The 20,783-nt window shown below is 45.6% G+C and carries 22 protein-coding genes; 10 read left to right on the forward strand and 12 right to left on the reverse strand.

The genetic code is table 11. The features are described 5' to 3' along the window. Positions 1-106: 106 nt before the first annotated feature. The 5 genes from HWN40_RS10865 to HWN40_RS10885 all read left to right on the forward strand — a co-directional run bounded on the left by HWN40_RS10865 (position 107) and on the right by HWN40_RS10885 (position 5,053). Positions 107-919: an ABC transporter ATP-binding protein gene (locus HWN40_RS10865; RefSeq protein ID WP_176965749.1), complete on the forward strand. Its 813-nt coding sequence runs from the start codon at positions 107-109 to the stop codon at positions 917-919. A 118-nt stretch (positions 920-1,037) separates the two neighbouring features. Beyond that, positions 1,038-2,297: an anhydromevalonate phosphate decarboxylase gene (locus tag HWN40_RS10870; RefSeq protein ID WP_176965750.1), complete on the forward strand. Its 1,260-nt coding sequence runs from the start codon at positions 1,038-1,040 to the stop codon at positions 2,295-2,297. 35 nt (positions 2,298-2,332) lie between these two features. After that, positions 2,333-3,529: a phosphomevalonate dehydratase large subunit gene (locus HWN40_RS10875; protein WP_176965751.1), complete on the forward strand. Its 1,197-nt coding sequence runs from the start codon at positions 2,333-2,335 to the stop codon at positions 3,527-3,529. Continuing rightward, entirely contained in the window at positions 3,519-3,920 is a 402-nt protein-coding gene (locus tag HWN40_RS10880; RefSeq protein ID WP_484502547.1) for a phosphomevalonate dehydratase small subunit, read from the forward strand. Before HWN40_RS10875 ends, HWN40_RS10880 begins: the two co-directional genes overlap by 11 nt. A 26-nt stretch (positions 3,921-3,946) precedes the next feature. Further along, complete coding sequence (locus HWN40_RS10885; protein WP_176965752.1) at positions 3,947-5,053, forward strand: TIGR04013 family B12-binding domain/radical SAM domain-containing protein; 1,107 nt, start codon at positions 3,947-3,949, stop codon at positions 5,051-5,053. A 29-nt stretch (positions 5,054-5,082) separates the two neighbouring features. Here the strand turns inward: HWN40_RS10885 and HWN40_RS10890 are convergent, their stop codons facing one another. From HWN40_RS10890 to HWN40_RS10900, 3 genes are all read right to left on the reverse strand, one after another. After that, the gene (locus tag HWN40_RS10890) at positions 5,083-5,862 is read right to left on the reverse strand and encodes a helix-turn-helix transcriptional regulator (protein ID WP_176965753.1); all 780 of its coding nucleotides are present in this window, start codon (positions 5,860-5,862) and stop codon (positions 5,083-5,085) included. Between the two features lie 192 nt (positions 5,863-6,054). Then, positions 6,055-7,218 (reverse strand): MFS transporter, encoded by a 1,164-nt coding sequence (locus HWN40_RS10895; protein ID WP_176965754.1) that lies wholly within the window; start codon positions 7,216-7,218, stop codon positions 6,055-6,057. A gap of 37 nt (positions 7,219-7,255) precedes the next feature. After that, positions 7,256-8,002 carry a YkgJ family cysteine cluster protein gene (locus HWN40_RS10900; RefSeq protein WP_176965755.1) on the reverse strand — a complete coding sequence of 249 codons (747 nt, stop codon included), beginning with the start codon at positions 8,000-8,002 and terminating at the stop codon, positions 7,256-7,258. Between the two features lie 132 nt (positions 8,003-8,134). On the opposite strand from HWN40_RS10900, the gene HWN40_RS10905 reads away from it, so the two are divergent. After that, positions 8,135-8,308, forward strand: coding sequence for a DUF5350 domain-containing protein (locus HWN40_RS10905; protein ID WP_176965756.1), 174 nt, complete (start codon positions 8,135-8,137; stop codon positions 8,306-8,308). Positions 8,309-8,508: 200 nt separating this feature from the next. After that, on the forward strand, positions 8,509-10,158 hold the full coding sequence (gene thsA / locus HWN40_RS10910; protein WP_176965757.1) for a thermosome subunit alpha: 1,650 nt from the start codon (positions 8,509-8,511) through the stop codon (positions 10,156-10,158). 218 nt (positions 10,159-10,376) lie between these two features. On the opposite strand, the gene HWN40_RS10915 is transcribed toward thsA, so the two are convergent. From HWN40_RS10915 to HWN40_RS10925, 3 genes are all read right to left on the reverse strand, one after another. Next, the gene (locus HWN40_RS10915; RefSeq protein ID WP_176965758.1) at positions 10,377-11,495 is read right to left on the reverse strand and encodes an ORC1-type DNA replication protein; all 1,119 of its coding nucleotides are present in this window, start codon (positions 11,493-11,495) and stop codon (positions 10,377-10,379) included. Positions 11,496-11,602: 107 nt separating this feature from the next. After that, complete coding sequence (locus HWN40_RS10920) at positions 11,603-12,784, reverse strand: cysteine desulfurase (protein WP_176965759.1); 1,182 nt, start codon at positions 12,782-12,784, stop codon at positions 11,603-11,605. Between the two features lie 42 nt (positions 12,785-12,826). Continuing rightward, on the reverse strand, positions 12,827-12,979 hold the full coding sequence (locus HWN40_RS10925; protein ID WP_176965760.1) for a hypothetical protein: 153 nt from the start codon (positions 12,977-12,979) through the stop codon (positions 12,827-12,829). 194 nt (positions 12,980-13,173) lie between these two features. On the opposite strand from HWN40_RS10925, the gene HWN40_RS10930 reads away from it, so the two are divergent. Both HWN40_RS10930 and HWN40_RS10935 read left to right on the forward strand, forming a co-directional pair. Next, positions 13,174-14,451 carry a YcaO-related McrA-glycine thioamidation protein gene (locus HWN40_RS10930; RefSeq protein WP_176965761.1) on the forward strand — a complete coding sequence of 426 codons (1,278 nt, stop codon included), beginning with the start codon at positions 13,174-13,176 and terminating at the stop codon, positions 14,449-14,451. Continuing rightward, positions 14,448-15,116, forward strand: a complete 669-nt coding sequence (locus HWN40_RS10935) for a TfuA-related McrA-glycine thioamidation protein (RefSeq protein ID WP_176965762.1) — start codon at positions 14,448-14,450, stop codon at positions 15,114-15,116. Before HWN40_RS10930 ends, HWN40_RS10935 begins: the two co-directional genes overlap by 4 nt. Before the next feature lie 5 nt (positions 15,117-15,121). On the opposite strand, the gene HWN40_RS10940 is transcribed toward HWN40_RS10935, so the two are convergent. The 5 genes from HWN40_RS10940 to HWN40_RS10960 all read right to left on the reverse strand — a co-directional run bounded on the left by HWN40_RS10940 (position 15,122) and on the right by HWN40_RS10960 (position 18,591). After that, positions 15,122-15,937, reverse strand: a complete 816-nt coding sequence (locus HWN40_RS10940) for a metal ABC transporter permease (protein WP_176965763.1) — start codon at positions 15,935-15,937, stop codon at positions 15,122-15,124. A gap of 12 nt (positions 15,938-15,949) precedes the next feature. Next, the gene (locus HWN40_RS10945; protein ID WP_176965764.1) at positions 15,950-16,699 is read right to left on the reverse strand and encodes a metal ABC transporter ATP-binding protein; all 750 of its coding nucleotides are present in this window, start codon (positions 16,697-16,699) and stop codon (positions 15,950-15,952) included. 1 nt (position 16,700) lies between these two features. Then, positions 16,701-17,645: a metal ABC transporter solute-binding protein, Zn/Mn family gene (locus HWN40_RS10950; RefSeq protein WP_176965765.1), complete on the reverse strand. Its 945-nt coding sequence runs from the start codon at positions 17,643-17,645 to the stop codon at positions 16,701-16,703. 69 nt (positions 17,646-17,714) lie between these two features. Then, positions 17,715-18,137 (reverse strand): metal-dependent transcriptional regulator, encoded by a 423-nt coding sequence (locus tag HWN40_RS10955; protein WP_176965766.1) that lies wholly within the window; start codon positions 18,135-18,137, stop codon positions 17,715-17,717. A 103-nt stretch (positions 18,138-18,240) separates the two neighbouring features. After that, positions 18,241-18,591, reverse strand: a complete 351-nt coding sequence (locus tag HWN40_RS10960) for a DUF1622 domain-containing protein (RefSeq protein ID WP_176965767.1) — start codon at positions 18,589-18,591, stop codon at positions 18,241-18,243. Between the two features lie 139 nt (positions 18,592-18,730). Between HWN40_RS10960 and HWN40_RS10965 the strand changes: the two genes are divergently transcribed. Continuing rightward, entirely contained in the window at positions 18,731-20,170 is a 1,440-nt protein-coding gene (locus tag HWN40_RS10965) for a rhodanese-like domain-containing protein (protein ID WP_176965768.1), read from the forward strand. 28 nt (positions 20,171-20,198) lie between these two features. On the opposite strand, the gene HWN40_RS10970 is transcribed toward HWN40_RS10965, so the two are convergent. After that, positions 20,199-20,510: a hypothetical protein gene (locus HWN40_RS10970; protein ID WP_176965769.1), complete on the reverse strand. Its 312-nt coding sequence runs from the start codon at positions 20,508-20,510 to the stop codon at positions 20,199-20,201. Positions 20,511-20,783: the final 273 nt, after the last annotated feature.

The following is a 20,783-nucleotide window of genomic DNA, read 5'->3' on the forward strand; positions in this document are numbered from 1 at the left end:
TTCTAAAAAGCAGATGGCAGACGTACATTTCTGCAAAACTTTATTAGTGTTGATGAGGTTAAACGGGAAAAACAAGCTAATTCTGAATTGGACTGTGTGACCGAAGATGTCGTCAACAAAAAATGCAGTAGACTCAAAAACACCCCTCATCGAGATGAAGAATATAACAGTGTCCAGAAAAGATCGGAAGATACTGGACTCTGTAGACCTGCAAATCAATAAAGGTGAGAACATAGCCATAATAGGACCCAACGGGTCTGGCAAATCATCCCTGATAAAGGTCATCACAGGTGATTACCGCCCCAGGGCTGACAGCAGAGATATGGTACTCCGAATACTGGGAAAGGACAAATGGAGTCTCTTTGATCTCAGGGACCTTCTGGGAATCGTTTCAGGAGACCTACAGCAGGAGTATAACAGGGACATAAGTGGTTTTGAGGTTGTACTTTCCGGTTTCTTCAGCAGTATAGGCATCTATTCAAATCATAAGGTTACGCTGGAAATGGTAGCTACGGTCCGTGAAGTGATGAAATTTCTCGAGATCACTAGACTTTCGGATAAACTGATATCCGAGATGTCAACAGGGGAGGCCAGAAGATTGCTCATAGGACGGGCTCTTGTTCACGATCCTCATATCCTGGTACTCGATGAGCCCACAAACAGCCTTGACATGAAAAGCCATCACCAATTCAGGGAGCTGACAAGAAAGATCGCATCTGCCGGAAAGAGCATAGTCCTTGTAACCCACGAACTAGATGACATCATACCCGAAATTGACAGGATTGTACTGTTGAAGGAAGGAAAGATATTTGCCGACGGGAAAAAGGAAAATATTCTCAGTGAAGATAAGTTTTCAGACCTTTTCGAGCTTCCCGTAAAGCTTACAAGAAACAATGGTTACTATCATGCGATATACTGAGTTCAAATGACTTTATTCGATGATACTATTTTTCTATCTATTTCGTTCGTACTTAAGATAATGATTTAAAGCAACAATTTCCTTTAACTATCCATATACCTGTAATACGGATGATACTATGAGGGAATTCATCGAAAAACTCAAAGAGAACGGGAAGCTTGTTGAGATCAAAGATCCCGTGTCAAAGGTGTTTGAAGCTCCGAAGATTGCAAAACAGACCAATGCTCCTGTACTTTTTCACGATATAGATGGCAACAGGGCAATCATGAATGTCCTGGGTTCCAGAGACGAGCTCGCAGCAATGCTTGGCGTGGAAAAAGATATGATCATACAGAGACTCTCGGAAATAAATCCTGAGGGTGAAGTCTTACTGGTTGAGGATTCTCCCACAAAGGAAGTTGTGAAAACAGACGTAGACCTGAACAAACTCCCCATAATGACGCATTTTGAAAGGGACGGCGGACCCTACATCACCGCAGGCGTGGTAGTTACCGAATATGATGGTGTCATGAATGCGGCAATCCACAGGATGCTTGTGGTCGATAAGAACAGGATTGCTGCAAGGCTTGTGGCTCCAAGGCATACCTATGTGCTGCACAAAAAAGCTGCTGAGAAAGGAGAAAAACTGCCAGTAGCAATCGTTCTCGGTGCAGACCCGGCAGTCACCTACGCCTCCACAACAAGAGTACCTGCAGGCAAGGAATTCAACTACGCTGCAGCGCTCAGGGGCAAGCCTGTCGAACTGTTCGAATGCAGCAACGGTATAAAGGTTCCGCATGCAGAGATAGTCCTTGAAGGATATATTGACCCAGAAGAGCGGGTTGATGAAGGTCCTTTTGTGGATATTACCGGCACATACGACCATGTGAGACAGGAACCTGTGATACACATCACAAAGATACTGCACCGCAAGGATCCAATCTACCACGGCATACTTCCTGCCGGACCCGAACACCTTCTGATGATGGGAGTACCGTATGAGCCAAGGATCTACAAGGCAGTAAGTGAGGTAACCACTGTAAAGAATGTAGTACTCACAGAAGGCGGCTGCTGTTACCTGCATGCTGTAGTCCAGATCGAGAAACAGACAGAAGGCGACGGGAAGAATGCAATCATGGCGGCATTTGCCAGCCACACCAGCCTCAAACATGTGGTCGTGGTCGACGAGGATATCGACATTTTCGATATGCAGGATCTGGAATTTGCAATTGCTACAAGGGTAAAGGGTGACATGGATATCATGATAATACCCAATGTCCGCGGAAGTTCCCTTGACCCAAGAGGATCACCGGACGGAACCACCACAAAGGTCGGGATCGATGCGACAAAGGTGCTGGCAGAGGCAGAGAATTTCGAAAGGGCGAAAATGCCCGAATGAACTGAAATTGATAATTTAACTGATACGGGATTCCAATGTATCTTACAAAGGAAGAAGAAAAGACCCTTGAAGGGGAGTACGGTGAGACACTCCGCAAGGCCATAGAAATACTTGTGGCACTCGGGGATATATACGGGGCCGACAGTCTGATACCCATAAAAAGCGCCCAGATAGCCGGGGTATCCTACAAGACCATCGGAGACGCAGGACTTGAGTGGATATCCGACCTTGAAGGAAAGGTAAAGGTCCCCGCGATACTCAATCCTGCGGGTATGGATATGCTGCGATGGGAAGAGATGGGAATAGAGCCTGATTTTGCCAGGAAGCAGCAAGAGATCATAGATGCCTACGAAAGTCTTGGCATCAGAACAAAATGTACCTGCACTCCCTATTATCTGGAAGGTTTTGATGCGAAGTTGGGAGACCACCTTGCATGGAGTGAATCATCTGCGGTATCCTATGCCAACTCTGTAATCGGAGCAAGAACAAATAGGGAAGGCGGACCTTCCGCACTCTCTGCTGCACTCGTAGGAAAGACCGCAAACTACGGATACCATCTTGATGAGATGCGCAAGCCTGTTGTCGCAGTTACCGTTGATTGTGAACTGTCTGGATCAGACTATGGTGCACTGGGTTATGTGGCCGGAAAATCTATAGGCAGTCGTGTACCGATATTTTACATGCAAAACAAACCCTCAAATGATGAGCTAAAAACACTTGGTGCAGCCCTCGCAGCATCCGGTGCTGTTGCACTGTACCATGTGGAAGGAGTTACACCAGAAGCTATCCGGTCAAATTTTGAAAGACCTGACGAGAACATAATAATCGAAAAGCAGCAGATTGCAGATGTCTATGAAGCCTCGGCAGAATTCACAGAAGGAGGACTTGACACCGATATAATCACCGTCGGTTGTCCTCACTGCTCACCTGAGGAACTGGAGACCATAGCAAGAATGCTTGAAGGCAAGAGCATACAGAAAGAGATGTGGGTATGTACCTCAAGAGAGGTAGCAGAGAAGTGTGTCGGACATGTAAAAGCCATCGAAAAAAGCGGAGCCAAGGTTGTCTGTGACACATGCATGGTCGTATCCCCCGCTTCAAACAACTACAAGGCAATGATGGTTAATTCCGGAAAGGCACTGGCATACGTTCCGAGCATGTGCAGAGTTGCTTCACGATATGGAAGTATCGAGCAGTGTATCAGAGAGGCAGGTGTTGTCGATGAGAATTAAATGCAGAAGCATTTCAAGAGGTACTGCCGAAGGCGAGGTACTCCTCACCCATGATTCCATCTCATTCCTTGGTAATGTAGATCCGAAGACCGGAGAAATAGTGGAACCAGAGCATGAGCTTTTTGGCCAGTGCATTAAGGACAAAGTCCTGGTCTTCCCACATGGAAAGGGTTCGACCGTAGGTTCATATGTACTCTACCAGCTTATCAAAAACGAGGTCGCACCTGCTGCCATGATCAATATCGAATCTGAGCCCATAGTTGCGGTCGGCGCTATTATTTCCGGCATTCCTCTGGTTGATAAGATGGAGAAGGATCCTTTTGAGGTACTTAAGAACGGCGACCATGTGAAGGTTGACGCTGCTTCCGGGTTCGTGGAAACTGAGATTTGAGTGCTATTACATATTTAAACTTAGATATGGATATCAATTTTCGCTGGAACAGGAAGAATTCCTACAGTCTTGCCGCACTTGCACCGCTTCTCCCGGATGCACGAATGGCAAAAAAGCCCGAGAATGGCCTGATGGTCTACAGTTTTGCATCCAGACAGAAAGATACCGTATTCAGGGAAGTGGAAAACGCAAGCACTGATTCTGTCTTCATAGCTGGCGGACCTCATCCCTCCGGTGCACCTGAGGAAACACTTCGCTATTTTGATTATGTGGTCATCGGAGAGGGTGAAGAGACATTACCGGAGCTGGTGAGAACACTAAAAAACGGTGACGATGTCAGCAAGGTCAGAGGAATCGCATACAAGAATAATTCAGGCGATATTATCTTTACAGAAGCCAGAAACCCCGTAAATCTTGACAATTATCCCTGTTTTGATCCGGCAAGAGCCATGGCACCACTGGAGATAAGCCGGGGCTGTCCTTTCAGGTGCAAGTATTGCCAGACACCACGGCTTTTCGGAGGAAAGGTCAGGCACAGGAGCATCGATTCAGTCGTCAGGTATGCACAGTATTACAGCGACCTCAGGTTCACATCTTCCAATGCACTTGCGTATGGAAGTGACGGGGTTCGTCCGCGATTGGACAAAGTGGAGAAACTGCTTTCAACCCTTCGTAAGCTGGAAGATAAGAAAATATATTTCGGGACATTTCCTTCAGAGGTCAGGCCTGAATTCATTACCGAAGAATCCATCGAACTGATCACAAAATATTGTGATAACACAAAACTGAATATGGGAGCACAATCAGGCAGTGACCGGATCCTGAAAGAGATACGAAGGGGACACAGTACAGAAGATAGTCTGAGGGGCATAGAAATCTGTTTTGAACACGGAATTGTCCCGGTTGTCGATTTTATCGTGGGATCCCCGGATGAGACCGAAGAGGAACAGGAAATGAGTCTTGAGATGATAAAGTGGATTTGTAAAAAAGGAGGGAAGGTACATGCACACTACCTTACACCCCTTCCGGGAACACCTTATGAAAATACTCAACCTTCCACTGTCAGCAGCCGTTTTAAGAAAGTGCTCGGAAAGATGGCACTGGAAGGTAAGGCTACCGGCTCATGGGAATAAAAACCAGGAAAAATATATTGCATTAAAGTTCAGATCTTATCCAGTTTTTTTGATCTTTTCCTGTAATATTCAAATAATTCTCTGCCCCATTTAACTGCCTTATCATTACAGGCTGTGATCAGCTTATTATCAAACCCGTCATCTTTCTTGAAGAGTCGGAACATGATACATGAGTCTGTAACTGAAAATGAGACAAAATCAATGCTTTCAGGGTAAAGGTAGACACTGGACCGTTCATCTTCTACAAGTCTTTTAAAATCAACATAACGGTCCCTTTTCATTTTTCCAAGCATTGCCTGGTCGATTATTACCGATATATGTACTCCCCGATCCATCAACTCCAGAGTAAACTCATTAAATGTGGGGTAGAGGAAAGTAGTGATAACGGAAAAAGAGGTTGAGACCGTGCTCATAAATTCCTTATCAGGTTCGTGGATCTCAGAAAGTCTGGGTTCTTTTGCATTCAAAACACCGATCTCATGGAATCTTTCAAGCAGATCCGAAGGAATGAAGTCAAGCTTATAGTCGCCAAGAAAATCCGAAGCATTATCAATAAATGACAGTGTCTCAAGGAAAGGTATCATTTCAGAAACGGTTATTTTCCCCATACCTGTCAGTTTGTAGACACCATCCTGATCCGTGATGAGGCCGTTCTCTTCCAGTGACCTTATATGAGGAACAAGTGCCTGACGACTGATACCCATGGAAAGGAGTATGGACTCTTTTTCCTTTGAACCTTCATACAACAGTAAGAGCAGATCCTTCTTCTCTTCTGATATACCCAATAACTCAAACAGCGGCGTTTTCAAATATATCCCCTCACCGATCTTACCCCTGCGGGAAATTCATAGATATCGGGACAAAACAGATTGTAAATCTGTACTGTCAATAATTATATTCCTATTGCAGACTATATAGGTATTTCTTAAATGAAATTAAGCCAACACATTTTTTATTTTGAGAACAAGTGATCTCCTGGAAATTTACTGTAGATTAATTGGTCAGGCTTCTGCAATGTCAGCATAGATATCCCTGGCAATGTAAATTGAAGCTGCGACTGTAAATGCAAATATGCAGGAAGTGACGAAGACCGCTTCCATACCAAAGTTCAGTAGTACTACAGCAAGTATCAGAGGGGCCGCTGTTTGTCCTCCATATTTCATTATATTGAAAATTGAGACAATACTCCCCATCATGCCCCTGGGAGCGATCTGTGTTGCAAGTGTGTTGAGGGGAGGCTGCACCATCCCAAAACCCAGACCGAACAAAAGAATCATCAGAAGGGTCTGTGGGAGTGTATGCGCAAATATGAGTCCGCCTATTGCAATTCCAGTTATCGCAAAACCAGTTCTGATCACCTTTTGTTTCCCGTACTTTGCTGAAAGTTTTCTTGCCTGAGATGAGACGGATGCCATTGCTATCCCTTCGATACCCAGTGCAAGTCCTGCTTCTGCTGCATTGAATCCGAAGTTATCTTTCAGGATGAAAGGTACATAGATAACGATCGTGTACAGAAGGAAGAATATTGAAAAACTTAGGAATATGGTGTACAGGATATTCAAGTTTCTGAAAACCCCCAGCATATCAGAAAGCTTTTTCTCCATCCTTTTACCTGGCGGATTTGTTTCCGGGAGAGCGAATGCAACTATTACTGCAAGGGGTACTGTCAGTCCATAGAAAAGAAAAGGGACATTCCATCCGTAAACGGCAAGTGTACCGCCAATAAGAGGAGCAGATACGGCACCGATACCGGTAGTCATACTCATCTTACCCATAGCATTGACCCTGTCAAGACCTTCATACAATTCCCCGATCATGGTCATTGCAATGGGCAGCATTCCCGCAATACCTATTCCCTGTACGAATCTAAGGATCAGAAGTGTCTCAAAATCGGTTGCGAAATAGCAGGCAAGACCAGCAACGCCGTTGATCAGAAGACAGGGCACAAGTATCTTTTTTCTTCCCACACTGTCGGTGATCACACTGACAAAGAGCATGAAAAGGGCAGTGGAAAAGGTATACATACCAAGGACAAGTCCCACAGATGCACGTGTGGTATCAAGCGGTTCCACCATGAAAGGAAGGACAGGTCCCAGAAGAGCACCTGCAGACATTGCAAAAAATGCTACCAGGCATATAATCGAAAGCTTGTGGTTTCCCGCCATATTTACTCCGCAAAAGGTCCTGCCAGTTAATACTTGATTACTTCAGTTTAAGGCTGTGCTCTATAAAAGTGCCTCTGTAATATACAAATACTGTTATTTCTCCACCTTTTTTGTACTTTCTCATTTCCCTGTCATATACTCCCTGCACATGACGGAGTTTCTTATCCTTGAAATGCTGTTTTGCCTTTTCAAAGAATGTTATCTTCTGTTCAAGGAATAAACGCTCATATCTTTTTATATCAGCGGCTATTTCACTGCACTGCTCATCATCGATAGCGGTATGATAACAGCCATGGAGGTTGAGTCCGCTTATCTGCCTCCATTCCACATTCCCTTCCTCATCCGCTTCCAGGTGAAGCATATAGGGATATAATCTGCAGATAAAAGGACGTTTTTCATATATGGTGCAGCGTTTGTTTTCCAGGAAAACGCAGGAACCATCCTCTTTTGTCTTGAGAGCATAACCCGATACATAGAAGTTGCCGTGCTGGTCACATAGTTCATAATATGGTGCAGGTTCGACCTTTTCAGGATCGATATGCCGGATGGTCTCAACGTCTTCTTCCAGCAAGAAGACATGATCATTGAACTCCTGAGTACAGCAACGTGCACACAAATCACACTGAAATCCCACTTCTCTGATGATATCCACGAGCTTCTCATCAGGGTATGCAAGCAGTCCCTCTAGTTCATCTTTTGCAAGTGAAAGTTCTTCATCTATTGCTACTTTAAAAGTGACCAGCTCCTTTTGTATACCTGCATAGAGACTTGGCCTTAAAAGCAATTTTGGTACGCTTTCATTTTTCAGAAGAGAGGATTTCCGCAAGATTTAATAGGAAGCATTACGTGTAGAGGTAAACTCGAAAATTTAATTAGTTATTATTATCGAATATTAGGATCATACAGAGGACTGATAATGGGTAAAACTGGCAGCATTGAATGGGCAAAAGTGAAAGGACGTAAAGGCAGAACAATCAAGGTACCAAAATCCAGGGAAGCAAAAGCACATCCTGGTCCTGCACAGAGATACAGCTCATCCGGAGCCAAGAGAAGATTCCTTCACAGGTCTCCGAAATCAATTGTAAAGTGAGTTTATCTCACTCTCTTTTTATCTTATCTTTTTTGATCTGCATAAAATCCCGAGTGGATTCGCTATCGTTTCAGACACGTACATCCATTTTTTAGCAATGACTTTGCGAGCCGATACGCTTATATAGAACTACATTCATTAGAAAACGACCGGAATTAATAGTTATTCTATAATTTCCATTACTAGGAGGATAGAAACAAATGGCAGGACAGATGGCTGGACAGCCAATTTTCATATTAAGAGAAGGAAGCCAGAGAACAAGAGGCAGAGAAGCACAGAGTAACAACATCATGGCTGCAAAAGCAGTCGCTGAAGCTGTAAGAACAACACTTGGTCCAAAAGGTATGGACAAGATGCTTGTGGACAGCCTCGGAGATGTTGTCATTACCAACGACGGTGCAACCATTCTCAGAGAGATGGACATCGAGCACCCTGCAGCAAAGATGATCGTAGAGGTCGCAAAGACCCAGGACGATGAGGTAGGAGACGGTACAACCTCAGCTGCAGTTATTGCCGGTGAACTTCTTAAGAAAGCAGAAGAGCTTATCGACCAGGACATACACCCAACAATCATAGCTTCCGGATACAGGATGGCTTCAGAGAAGGCTGGAGAGATCATCCAGACACTCGCAAAGTCAGTAACCAGAGAGAACAGGGATATCCTTACCAACATCTCCGGAACCGCAATGACAGGCAAGGGCGCAGAGGCAAACAAGGATGTACTTTCAGACATCGCAGTTTCAGCCATCATAAGCGTTGCCGATGAGGACAACAATGTCGACATGGACAACATCAAGGTAGAGAAGAAGGTCGGTGCACGCATTGAAGAATCAAAGCTCATCGAGGGTATGATCATCGATAAAGAGCGTGTACACACAAACATGCCAAAGAAGGTCAACGATGCAAAGATCCTGCTCGTAAACACCGCGATCGAGCTCAAGGACACAGAAGTGGATGCAGAGATCTCCATCACATCACCTGAGCAGCTCCAGTCCTTCCTTGACCAGGAAGAGCAGATGATCAAGAAGCTTGTTGACAAGGTTGTAGCAAGCGGTGCAAATGTCGTATTCTGCCAGAAGGGTATTGACGACATGGCACAGCACTACCTCGCAAAGGCAGGTATCTTTGCTGTCAGACGTGTCAAGAAGAGCGACATGCAGAAACTCGCAAGGGCAACCAGCGCAAAACTTGTGACAAACGTTGACGAGATCACCGCAGAGGACCTTGGAAAGGCAGAACTTGTCGAAGAGAAGAAGATCGGCGGCGACGAGATGACCTTTGTCACAGGATGCGAGAATCCAAAGGCAGTATCCATTCTCCTGCGCGGCGGCACAGAGCACGTTATCGACAACATCGAGAGAGCACTCAACGACGCACTCAGAGTGGTCGGCGTTGCAATCGAAGATGAGAAGCTCGTAGCCGGTGGCGGATCACCTGAAGTAGAGGTCGCACTCAGACTCCAGGAATACGCTTCAACCCTCAGCGGAAGAGAGCAGCTTGCTGTGAAGGGATTCGCGGAAGCCCTTGAGATCGTACCAAGAACCCTCGCAGAAAATGCAGGTCTTGACCCGATCGACATGCTCATGGAACTACGTGCACACCACGAAAAGGGACAGAAGACAGCAGGTCTCAATGTCTATACCGGTGAGGTAATCGACATGTGGGAAGCAGGCGTTGTTGAACCACTCAGGGTAAAGACCCAGGCAGTCAACGCTGCAGCAGAATCCGCAGTCATGATCCTAAGGATCGATGACATCATCGCATCCAAGCAGGGACCAGCAGGACCTTCAGCAGAAGACATGGTTCCAGGCATGCCACCAGGCGGAATGCCAGGCATGGACATGATGTAAACCCATCGGGAAAGAAAATAATATTTCAGGAAGCGCAGTTTGATCTGCGCTTAACTACTTTTTTTAAACCGAACATAATTGTTCAGTCTCTTTTCAATATAAGTTCTGCAAGCTATAGCTGATTGTATTCAACAGCATAAAATCCACTTGCAATTTAAGACAGTCAGATTTTACAAAATGCTCGTTGTCGGAGTGATTTAAAATCAGACGTCAAAATATCAGTACTCAAGACATTTCAGAATATCCTGAGGGTTGTGTTTTGCTTTGATTACCCGGGTCCTTCCACGCATACCTTTTCCGGAAAAATCCACATCCAACATCTGGGTAGCGTTCATCTTTTCAATTATCTCATAGAAGCGGGTGTATCCAAGTCCTGTGATCTCATGGAATGACTTGTACAGATCACCGGCCTGCACGTCTTTTTCTTGTTCTGCCACAAGTTTCAGAAGAGTTCTTTCGTTTTCAGTCAGGGAACGTATACTGCGACATAAGTAGAGAAGCCGTGAAGCATCATAGGCCTTTTCCACATCCTCCATGGAAATCGTCCTGCTCGCCCTGCGTTCTGCGTTCAGGCCGGAGCGTCTCAGCAGGTCGATACCGACCCTGAGATCACCGGTATAGTCAACATACTCTACCACTTTATCACAGACCTCATCGGGTACGACATCCTGATAGAACGCATGCTGGACCCTGTTGGAGATTATATCACGTATCTCCTCTGCATCATACCTTGGAAATTCGATCTCCTCGGGCAGGAAGACAGATCCAACTCTCGGATCGAAGTGGTGGGAAACTCCCACGTCACTGATGATCGCGATAACAGCTATCTTCACTCCCGGATACTGCTCGTGGGCACGCAACAAAGAGTACATGATCTCATCCGCATGTCCTTCATGAAAAAGATAGTTGATATCATCAAGTGCCACCACAAGGATCTTGTTGGAATCAACAAGCTGTTTTATGACCTTGTCGAAGAGTTTCCTAAAAGCAACACCAGATGTTGGCGGCTTGATATTGACAAGTTTTTCATATATGCGGGATACCACTGCAAAGCGTGTGGAATCCATCTGACAGTTGACCTTGACAAAAGAAACCCTGTCAGTATGTTCCTTCATTTCACTGAAAACCTTCAGGACAGCCGTGGTCTTACCGGTGCCAGGCGGACCTTTCACAAGACAGTTAACAGGCCTCATGCCCCTCATTGCAGGCTTCAGGCTGAATTTGAGCGCCTGCATCTGGGAATCCCTGTGTGCAAAATATTCGGGAACGTGGTCAAGCTCGAGCACTTCACCGTTCTTAAACAAAGTCTCATCCCAGAGTAGCATATCTTTGCTCACGTAAGATCCCTTTTTTTAATGAAATAGATTTCCAGGCTGCAAATAATTCAGATTCACTAATATATAAATAACTGCGCATAATAACTTTTTGCTTTCAACCCAGGATTCTAAGCCATCATGGAAGCAATACTTGAGACAGTATCAACAAGAAGCTCGACTTCTTCCTCTGTGTTATACAGTGCAAAAGAAGCTCTTACGGTTCCGTCAACGTCAAGGAAATTGATTCCGGGTATCGCACAGTGATAGCCACTACGTACGCAGATAGCTTTTGTCTGGTCGAGTATCATGGCAACATCATGTGCATTCATTCCCCCTACATTAAAGGATACCACAGAAGACCTGTTCTCCGGGCCATATACCTCAACACCCTCTATCCCCGAGAGTCCGGATGCAGCAACTCTTGCCAGCGAGGTCTCATGTTTCTCAATATCACTGACCCCGATTTCCTCAACATACTCAACCGCCCTACCGAGCCCGATAACTCCGGGCATGTTGGGAGTTCCGGCCTCGAACTTTGCCGGACTTGGCTCTGTCTCATAGCCCGAATCCGTGACAGAGCGAACCATCCCGCCTCCCACAAAGACCGGCTCTATCATGTCGGGCTCTTTCATGTACAATACGCCCGTACCCTGTGGACCCAGCAGGCCCTTATGGCCGGGGGTAGCAAAGAAGTCCGGATCCATTGAAGCAATGTTGAGAGGCATATGGCCTGCCGACTGTGAACCATCAACAAGGACCTTTACATCCTCTTTGTGTGCCAGCCTGATCACAGTATCCACATCCTGAGTGGAGCCGAATACATTGGATATGTGATTCATTGCGATCAGACGGGTCCTGTCTGTAACGGCGGACATAATCTCTCCGGGATCTACGATACCGGTGGCATCCGGCCTGACAATAGTGAGGTCAACACCTTCGTTTTTCAGGCGCATCCACGGAAGCAGGTTGGAATGATGTTCAACCAGGGTTACGATGACATGATCGTCACTTTCCCAGGGAAAACCCCTGGATACGATATTGATACTCTCCGTAGCGTTGCGTGTAAAAACTGTTTTTTTGGCATCTGTTCCCAGGAATCTTGCAACAGTTTCCCTTGCATCCTCATAATGATTTGTTGTTTCACGTGCAAGCCTGTGTGCTCCTCTTCCGTGGTTGCCTGCATAGCTTAGAAAATACTCTTCCATGGCTTTTACAGCCGGCACCGGTGTCTGGGTGGTGGCTGCATTGTCCAGATAGATTACATCTTTTAGAACAGGAAAATCTTCCCTGACGGAATGAACATCATACATGGAAGTGTCCTATGTCAGGAAAATAAAAATAGTTTTGCAGGCTTATTTTGCCTGCATACCGCCTACCATGAAGCGGTATAGATCTTTTTCTTCTGCACTGAGTTTATCTCTTGAGATCCCATCAACTACAGTGTGGAAATCCTTCCTCAGATTGTCGCAGGTACTGGACCTTATTTTATACTTGTTTTCTCTCATAATATCCTCCTGTCTCTCACATGTTTCAGTTTACCGGAAACTTGTATAACATTCTTAGAATATTTATAGCAATTTATCCGGTAAACTCTATAATAAGGAGTCAAAATATATAAACTTTTGCTATAATGCTGAACACATGACAGAACCGAAGATGTCGCAAGAAATATAATACATGCAGGAGACTTTGCCTAAACATGCCAGAGATTATACCAGACAGATCACTTTCATACATTGAAGGCACTCAACGTGTTTTCGATCAGGATAAAACCCTTGATAAGGCAAAAGAAGGCCTCAAGGGAATAGGGGTCACCAGGGTAGCCGGCATCACCGACCTTGATCGGCTGGGAATACCCGTCTTCTCAACAATAAGACCAAGTGCCGCAGAAGGAGCTATTTCCGTATACTCCGGAAAAGGCACTACAGAGAGCCAGGCAAGAATATCGGCAATGATGGAGAGCTACGAGAGGTGCCTCGCAGAGAGAAAAGGCCTGAACAAGGATGTAGAAGAGGACATAGCTGCTCCTCACACCATTACCACCTATGACGAGATCAGTGAGTATGGACCTGCATTGCGCCCGGAATCTCTTCTGATATCTGAAGCATACTCATCAGAAAACCTTATTGAGTGGATCCTCGGATGGGACCTTCTCAAGAAAAATGAGGTTGCAGTTCCGGCAAATGCGGTCTACCATCCGTATGAAGCTCCCGGACAGACAGTACAGCTCTTCAGGACCAACACCAATGGCCTTGCAGCAGGGAACGTGCTTGAAGAAGCAATACTGCACGGGCTGCTCGAGGTGATAGAAAGGGATGCACTGAGTACTGCAGAGTTCAACAGATACCCCGAGAAAGAGATAATCCTGACTGAAGAAGACGGGGAGAATTACGAAATTCTGCAAAGGTTCACCACTAATGATGTGGAGGTCAAGCTCTGGTTACTTCCACACGATACGGACATACCCACAATAGTAGCTGCCACGGACGATATTAGATTGAAGGACCCTGCATTGCTTGTAATGGGCGCCGGATCACACCTCAAACCTGAAATTGCAATCAAGAGAGCACTCACAGAAGCCGCACAGTCAAGAGTTGTGCAGATACACGGAGCCCGTGAGGATACCGAACGTGAGAAATTCGTCAGGGAGATCGGCTACGACAGGATAAAGCGTATGAACAGGTACTGGTATGAGGAAGGCAAAAAGGTATCAATGGCAGATATCAGGGACCTTTCAAAGAACAGTCCCGCCGAGAACATCGACACGGTGCTTGAGCAACTCGGGAAAATCGTGGACAGCGTAATCGTGGTGAACCTCTCGAGAGAAAGCATACCTGTTCCCGTGGTAAGAGTCATCGTCCCGGGATTTGAGATGTACACCCTGGACAGGGAACGTCTTGGAAAAAGAGCCAAAGCAGGAAAGAAGAAGAAAATGTCACGTGAAGAGCGTCCCTGGAGACACAGAGTACACAAATGAGCAAAGACCATCCCAAACCTGTAATATTTACCGGTACAAGCATCAGCCACAGCGATGCAGAGGAAATGCTTGACGGAGTTACCTTACTCCCACCTGTTTACAGAGGAAATGTTGAAAAGGCAGTAAAGGATGGCTACAAACTGATAGGTATAATTGACGGAGTGTTCTTCAGCCGTGCGGCTGTCAAACATAAGGAAATAGTCAAAGCGATCGAAGCCGGCGTTACCGTAGTAGGCGGTTGCAGTATGGGTGCCCTGCGAGCTTCCGAGCTTGACGTGCACGGAATGATTGGGGTCGGGAAGATATACGAGTGGTACCGGGACGGAGTCATCGAGGATGATGACGAGGTTGCTGTGGCAACGAATCCCGATACATTTGAGCCGGTCTCAGCACCCATGGTGAACATCAGGGAAACTTTTCTGGCAGCTTCCAGGGAAGGAATCATTAATGAAAACAGTTGCAGACTGCTCACAGACCTTGCCAAGAAGACGCATTACGGAGAAAGGAGCTATTTCGGAATAACAAAGGAAGCTGTAAATACAGGAATACTGTCCGAAGAAAAAGCCTCTGAACTTCTTACCTATTGCAGGGACCATGAAACAGATGTCAAAAGAGAAGACGCGATACTGGTCCTTGAAAAGATTAAAGAGCTGATGAATGAATAGACAATTCAGCCCGCAATTTTTGGCTTTAAGCCGTCATAGATGAAGTGCAGGATATATACCGTTGACATAACAAGAATAATCGTCGCACCCGAAGGTATGTCAAATATATACGATAAGAACAGGCCCGCAACACTGAACAACGCACCGAAGAACATGGCAAGGTACATCATCTTCCTGATATCATTGGTATAATGGCGACTTAGTGTTGCCGGCATTGTGAGCAGTGCGATGATCAAAATTATTCCCACGACCTTTATGAGCAGTACGATCGTAAGTGCGATAAGACAGAGCAATAAAAGGTAAAGCCTTTCTATATTGATACCCGCAACCTTTGCGAATTCCTCATCAAAGCAGAGGGCCATGAACTCCTTGTAGAAAGCATAGACCAGAACGATTATCACCACATCCAGCGCAAGCATCAGATAGATATCCGAGCGTGGCACCGTAAGTATGTTCCCGAAAAGATAGGACAGCAGATCAGGAGCATAGCCCGGTGTCAGGTATATGAATACTATACCTATGGCCATACCCAGAGACCAGAGAATACCTATAAGAGTATCTTCCGCAACCTTAGCCCTCTTGCTGACAAGACCCATTACAACAGCCGAAAGCAGGCTGAAGGGGATGAGTCCGTACAGCGGATTTATACCAAGGTAGTAGCCTACCCCGATACCTCCGAAGGATGCATGTGAGATACCACCACTTATAAAGACAATCTTTTTGACAACAACGTACACACCGATGATGCCACACGCAATACTGGCAAGAATGGCAGCAGTGATTGCATTCTGCATAAAACCGTATTGAAGAATTTCCAGCATTTTTGGCACCACTCAGTGTAGTTTCAGGACTCTGTGTGGCACACCATGTGCTATTAACTCCACCGGACACTGATATGTGGCTTCGAGGTCCTCGGGACTTACTTCCTTGGAGTTGTGATAATGCAACTGCTTGTTCAGGCACGCGATCTTATCAACATATACGGACAGTGCACTTATATCGTGAGTTACCATGAGGATGGCGATCTCTGACTTGAGCCTGTTGAGAAGTTCATAGAACTCTTTCTGCCTCCTGGAATCGATTCCTGTAGAAGGTTCATCCAGTATGAGCAGCCTGGGACGCGTCACCAGTGATCTGGCAATAAATACCCTCTGCTTCTGACCACCTGAAAGCTCACCGATCTGCCGGTCCCTGAATTCAAGCATTCCCACGGTGTTCAGAGCTTCTTCAGCTGCCTTTTTGTCCTCTTCATTAAATGACCTGAAAGGTCCCTTATGACTCAGGCGACCCATCAGGACAACCTCCCATACGTTTATGGGGAATTCAAGGTTGGAAGAAATATACTGAGGTACATAACCCACATACTTCCTGGTCTTTTTCGGGTTACCACCCAGTAGTTTCACAGAGCCCCTGTCAGGTTTGATCAATCCCAGAATAACTTTCAGAAGGGTGCTTTTGCCTCCCCCGTTCGGACCTATTATTGCAAGGAAATCCTTGTCCTCTACGGTGAGGTCTACTGCTTCCAGTACGGAAACGTCATCATAACTTACCCAGATATCCTTGAGATCGATCACTTCAGTCATATTATGCCAGCCCTTTTTCAAATGCTTCGGTAACTTTTGCAAGATTATCTATATAATCCTTTGCCAGCGGATCGACCTCCACAACTTCGCCGTCGATCTCACCGGCTATGGTCTGTGCGTTTGTGGTACTGAAGCCAGACTGCACGAATATCACAGTGATATTCTTTTCCCTGGCCGTATCGATCAGACGCTGCATATCCTGCACACTTGGTTCTTTGCCTTCGATCTCAACAGCTTCCTGTTCAAGTCCGTAGTCATCGGCAAAATAGCCCCATGAAGGATGATATACCATAAAGGTGCTGCCTTCCTTGCCAGCAAGTGTTTCCTTTATCTGCTCATCGGCTGCCTGAAGTTCCCCGATGTAGGCATCCCTGTTCAGAGTGTATAGTTCAGTATTATCTGGATCAATTTCCACCAGACCCTCATAGATGTTCTCAACCATTATCTGTGCTTCCTGAGGAGATGTCCACACATGCGGATCCTTTGATCCTGCCTCTTCTTCATGTTCTTCCTCTGCCTCGTCGTGCTCCTCTTCACCCTCATGTTCTTCTTCATGGGCGTGTGCCTCCATGGCCCTTAGCTGGATACCTTCAGAGGCATCAACCACCAGCATGTCAGGATTTACTTCGATCAGCCTGTCCATCCATACATTTTCAAAGGAAAGGCCTGATCCGACCTTCACATACATGTCAGCATCACTTAACTCACGGAGCTGTCCCGGAGTCACTTCATATGAATGCGGGTCCGCTCCCGGAGGAACCATTACCATCACATCCACCTGGTCCCCTGCAACCTGCTCCACGAATTCGGCCTCAGGAAGAATACTCACTACCACAACAGGCTTATCCGACGATGTGGCGGAGACCTCCTGATCATCAACACATCCGCTTGCCAGTACTAGCAATACGAGTGCTAGTAACGCGAGTTTCAACATTCTATATTTCATAAAATACCTCATTGTTTGAATATATACCAAATTGTTTGCATAGTATCCAAATATTTTGGACAAAAAATATCAGAGAATACCACACGAAATATGTTTGATCTTACCGCAAACACCCACAGTCGGATGACCCATGGATTTACATATATTGTCAACTGCGGATTTGGATACAAATGCCTCGAAGCGTGATGCTTCCTCGCATGCTTCTTCAGATGACAGACCATAATGACTCAGCATCAGACTCAGTATGTTGTGCCTGTTTACCATAAATTCCGCATACTGCTGCCCTATTTCGGTCAATCTCACCCCACGGTAGGGGATGTGCTCCACGTACCCGGATTCAGCCAGGTCACCGATTGTTTTTGTAGATGTGGAAGGATCAACTCCCAGTTGAGTGGATATGTCAGTAGTTCGTACAAGTTCTCCTTTTTTAAAGAGAAATTTGAGATATTCCACCTTCTTGGGAGAGAGTTCCAGCCCTGTGATTTCCTGCATGGGATAAGAATTACACAAAGTAGTATATAGTCTTTTTGAATTTTGACCAAATATGAAGCTTAAATTTGCATATAGACCAAAGTTCACAAGAATCTTCGAGAGCTTACTCTTCAAATTTATATTCTTCAACTTCTTTTGTAAGGAAGTATCCGAGAATGGTCCTGACAACAACTATGACACCCAGCAGAAGAACATCATCCAGAGTGGGTCTGCGGACAGTAAGTATAATGTCTGCAGCAATCAGGAACTCAAGGCCGAACAGGATCTTATCAGTAAACTGGCGCCTTATATGAGAATAAGTGAAGGACTTTTTTCCGATCTCATGGAGAAAAACCTCCCCTGCCGCAAGAATACCTCCATAGATCACCAGACCCAGACCTATAATTGTCAGAAAAGTCTCAAAGAAAGAAAGTACTGCATAACTGAATCCGGATAACAGATCAATGTCCACCATTAAACCTCACTTCCTGTTCTTAATTTGAATCATAGACCTGAAATAATTTTCGCAGGAGTTTAGCAGTCAATGTTCGGTTGATAATTTATTTGTAAGATCACATATAGTACTACAGATTACTTGGAAAGGGAAAACAAGAATGATCATAAAGCAGTACTTCACCGAAGGTATAGCACACAGCTCATACATCCTGAGCGGAAATAAAACATGCGCAGTTATAGACCCTCGAAGAGATACAGACATATACGTGCAGCAGGCAAGAGAACTTGGAGTCAAGATCACCCATATACTGGAAACTCACCTGCATGCGGATTTTATATCAGGCCACATGGAACTTGCCAGCAGAACAGGAGCAGACATATATGCTCCGAAGAGTGCCGAATGTGATTTCGAGCACATTGCACTTTCTGAAGGCGATTCCCTCATGCTGGAAGATATGGAGATCAATGTCCTGGAAACACCAGGCCATACCCCGGAACATATATCATACACTGTTACTGATACCGCAAGAGGAGAGCAACCTGTTGCGTTATTCTGTGGAGACACATTATTCGTAGGAGACGTAGGCAGACCGGACCTCTTCCCGGGAAGAGCTGAAGAACTTGCCACAAAGCTGTACCACAGTATTCATGATAAACTCCTCACACTGCCCGATTTTTGTGAAGTTTACCCTGCACACGGAGCAGGGTCCCTGTGCGGAAGGGCGATGGCATCTAAACGGACAAGTACCATAGGCTATGAAAAGGCTTACAACTATGCACTGAACATCAAAGAGCTCAATGATTTCATTGACTCCCTGACAACCAGCATGCCTGATGCACCGGACCATTTCAGCAGATGTACCGGTACGAACAAAGAAGGACCGGTGCTGATCAAAGGATTCGCGCCCATAAAAGCACTAAATACTGAGGAATTCACAGAAACCTCAAAGAAGGAAGATTCTGCCGTACTGGATATACGAAGTTTTGAATCCTTCGGAGGCCAGCACATAACAGATTCATACCATATCGACCTGAACAGCAATTTTGCTACATATGCCGGGTGGCTGATCCCGCATTTCAAGAACATAATGCTGGTTTCTGACAGCTATGAGCAGGCACTTGAGGCATGTACCCAGCTCTACAGAGTGGGACTTGACAGGATAGAGGGATATCTTGAAGGAGGTTTGTACGACTGGGTGACCGCCGGGCTTGAAACCGACCATGTTCCGCAGCTCTCGGCAGTAGAATTACACAAAAAAATAAGTACAGGCAACAGCCTGGTAGTTGTGGATGTACGCTCTGCTTCGGAATACGAGGACTTCCATATCCGCAATTCGATCAACATCCCTGTCCATGAACTACGCGACCGCTACACAGAATTTAACAAGAAAGCCGAGATCGCACTCATCTGCGGATCAGGTAAAAGATCGAGCATGGGGTGCAGTATACTCAAGCAGAAAGGATTCGATCGAGTATACAATGTTGCCGGTGGCATGACAGGTTATGCTGCTGCTGGCTACGGACCCGAATGCCCCATGTGCGTACTTCCATGGGCTCCTTTTTCGAATAAAAAAGAAACAATACGGGAGAAAGTGTAAACCACTTATCTCCTTTTTTACCACTAATTCATTCAACTTTTACTTCTACTTCGATTCCACCGATCCATCCTGCTATAAGGTTATAGAACCATGCCACTAGAACACCGATAACAAAACCCATTATTCCGTAGAATATCGGAACTAAGATTATCGATCCGATGCCAAAGAAAATACTCATGGCACCTGAAAATCCCAATCCCTGAGCAGCCACCGCGCCCAGAAGGGAGAAAAGTGTCACGAATGCTCCAATTATCAAACCGAAAAGAGCGTAGATCAATCCGACTACCTTTCCCAGGGAAACTACTCCAATACTGTTTACAATAGCCATTCTTTCCACCATATAAAACCACCACAAATAATAGTATAATACGTATTCAGATATAAGCTGTACTAAGAATTAGTCATGTATGATTGCAGCCAGGCTCACGGCCCACCGCGGTATATAAATGCATCACGTACGATATCCACAAAATGTGCAATCTCATCAGAGGACATCCATAGTAAAGCCAACACCAGTATCAAGATAATTATTTCTGAATAGTCTGGAAGAGATTGTACTATATGTGCAAAGGTGCCGGAATTTCTGTTAGTTTCATGTACCATACCTTTACCC

It is taken from the genome of Methanolobus zinderi, assembly GCF_013388255.1.
GTDB lineage: Archaea > Halobacteriota > Methanosarcinia > Methanosarcinales > Methanosarcinaceae > Methanolobus > Methanolobus zinderi.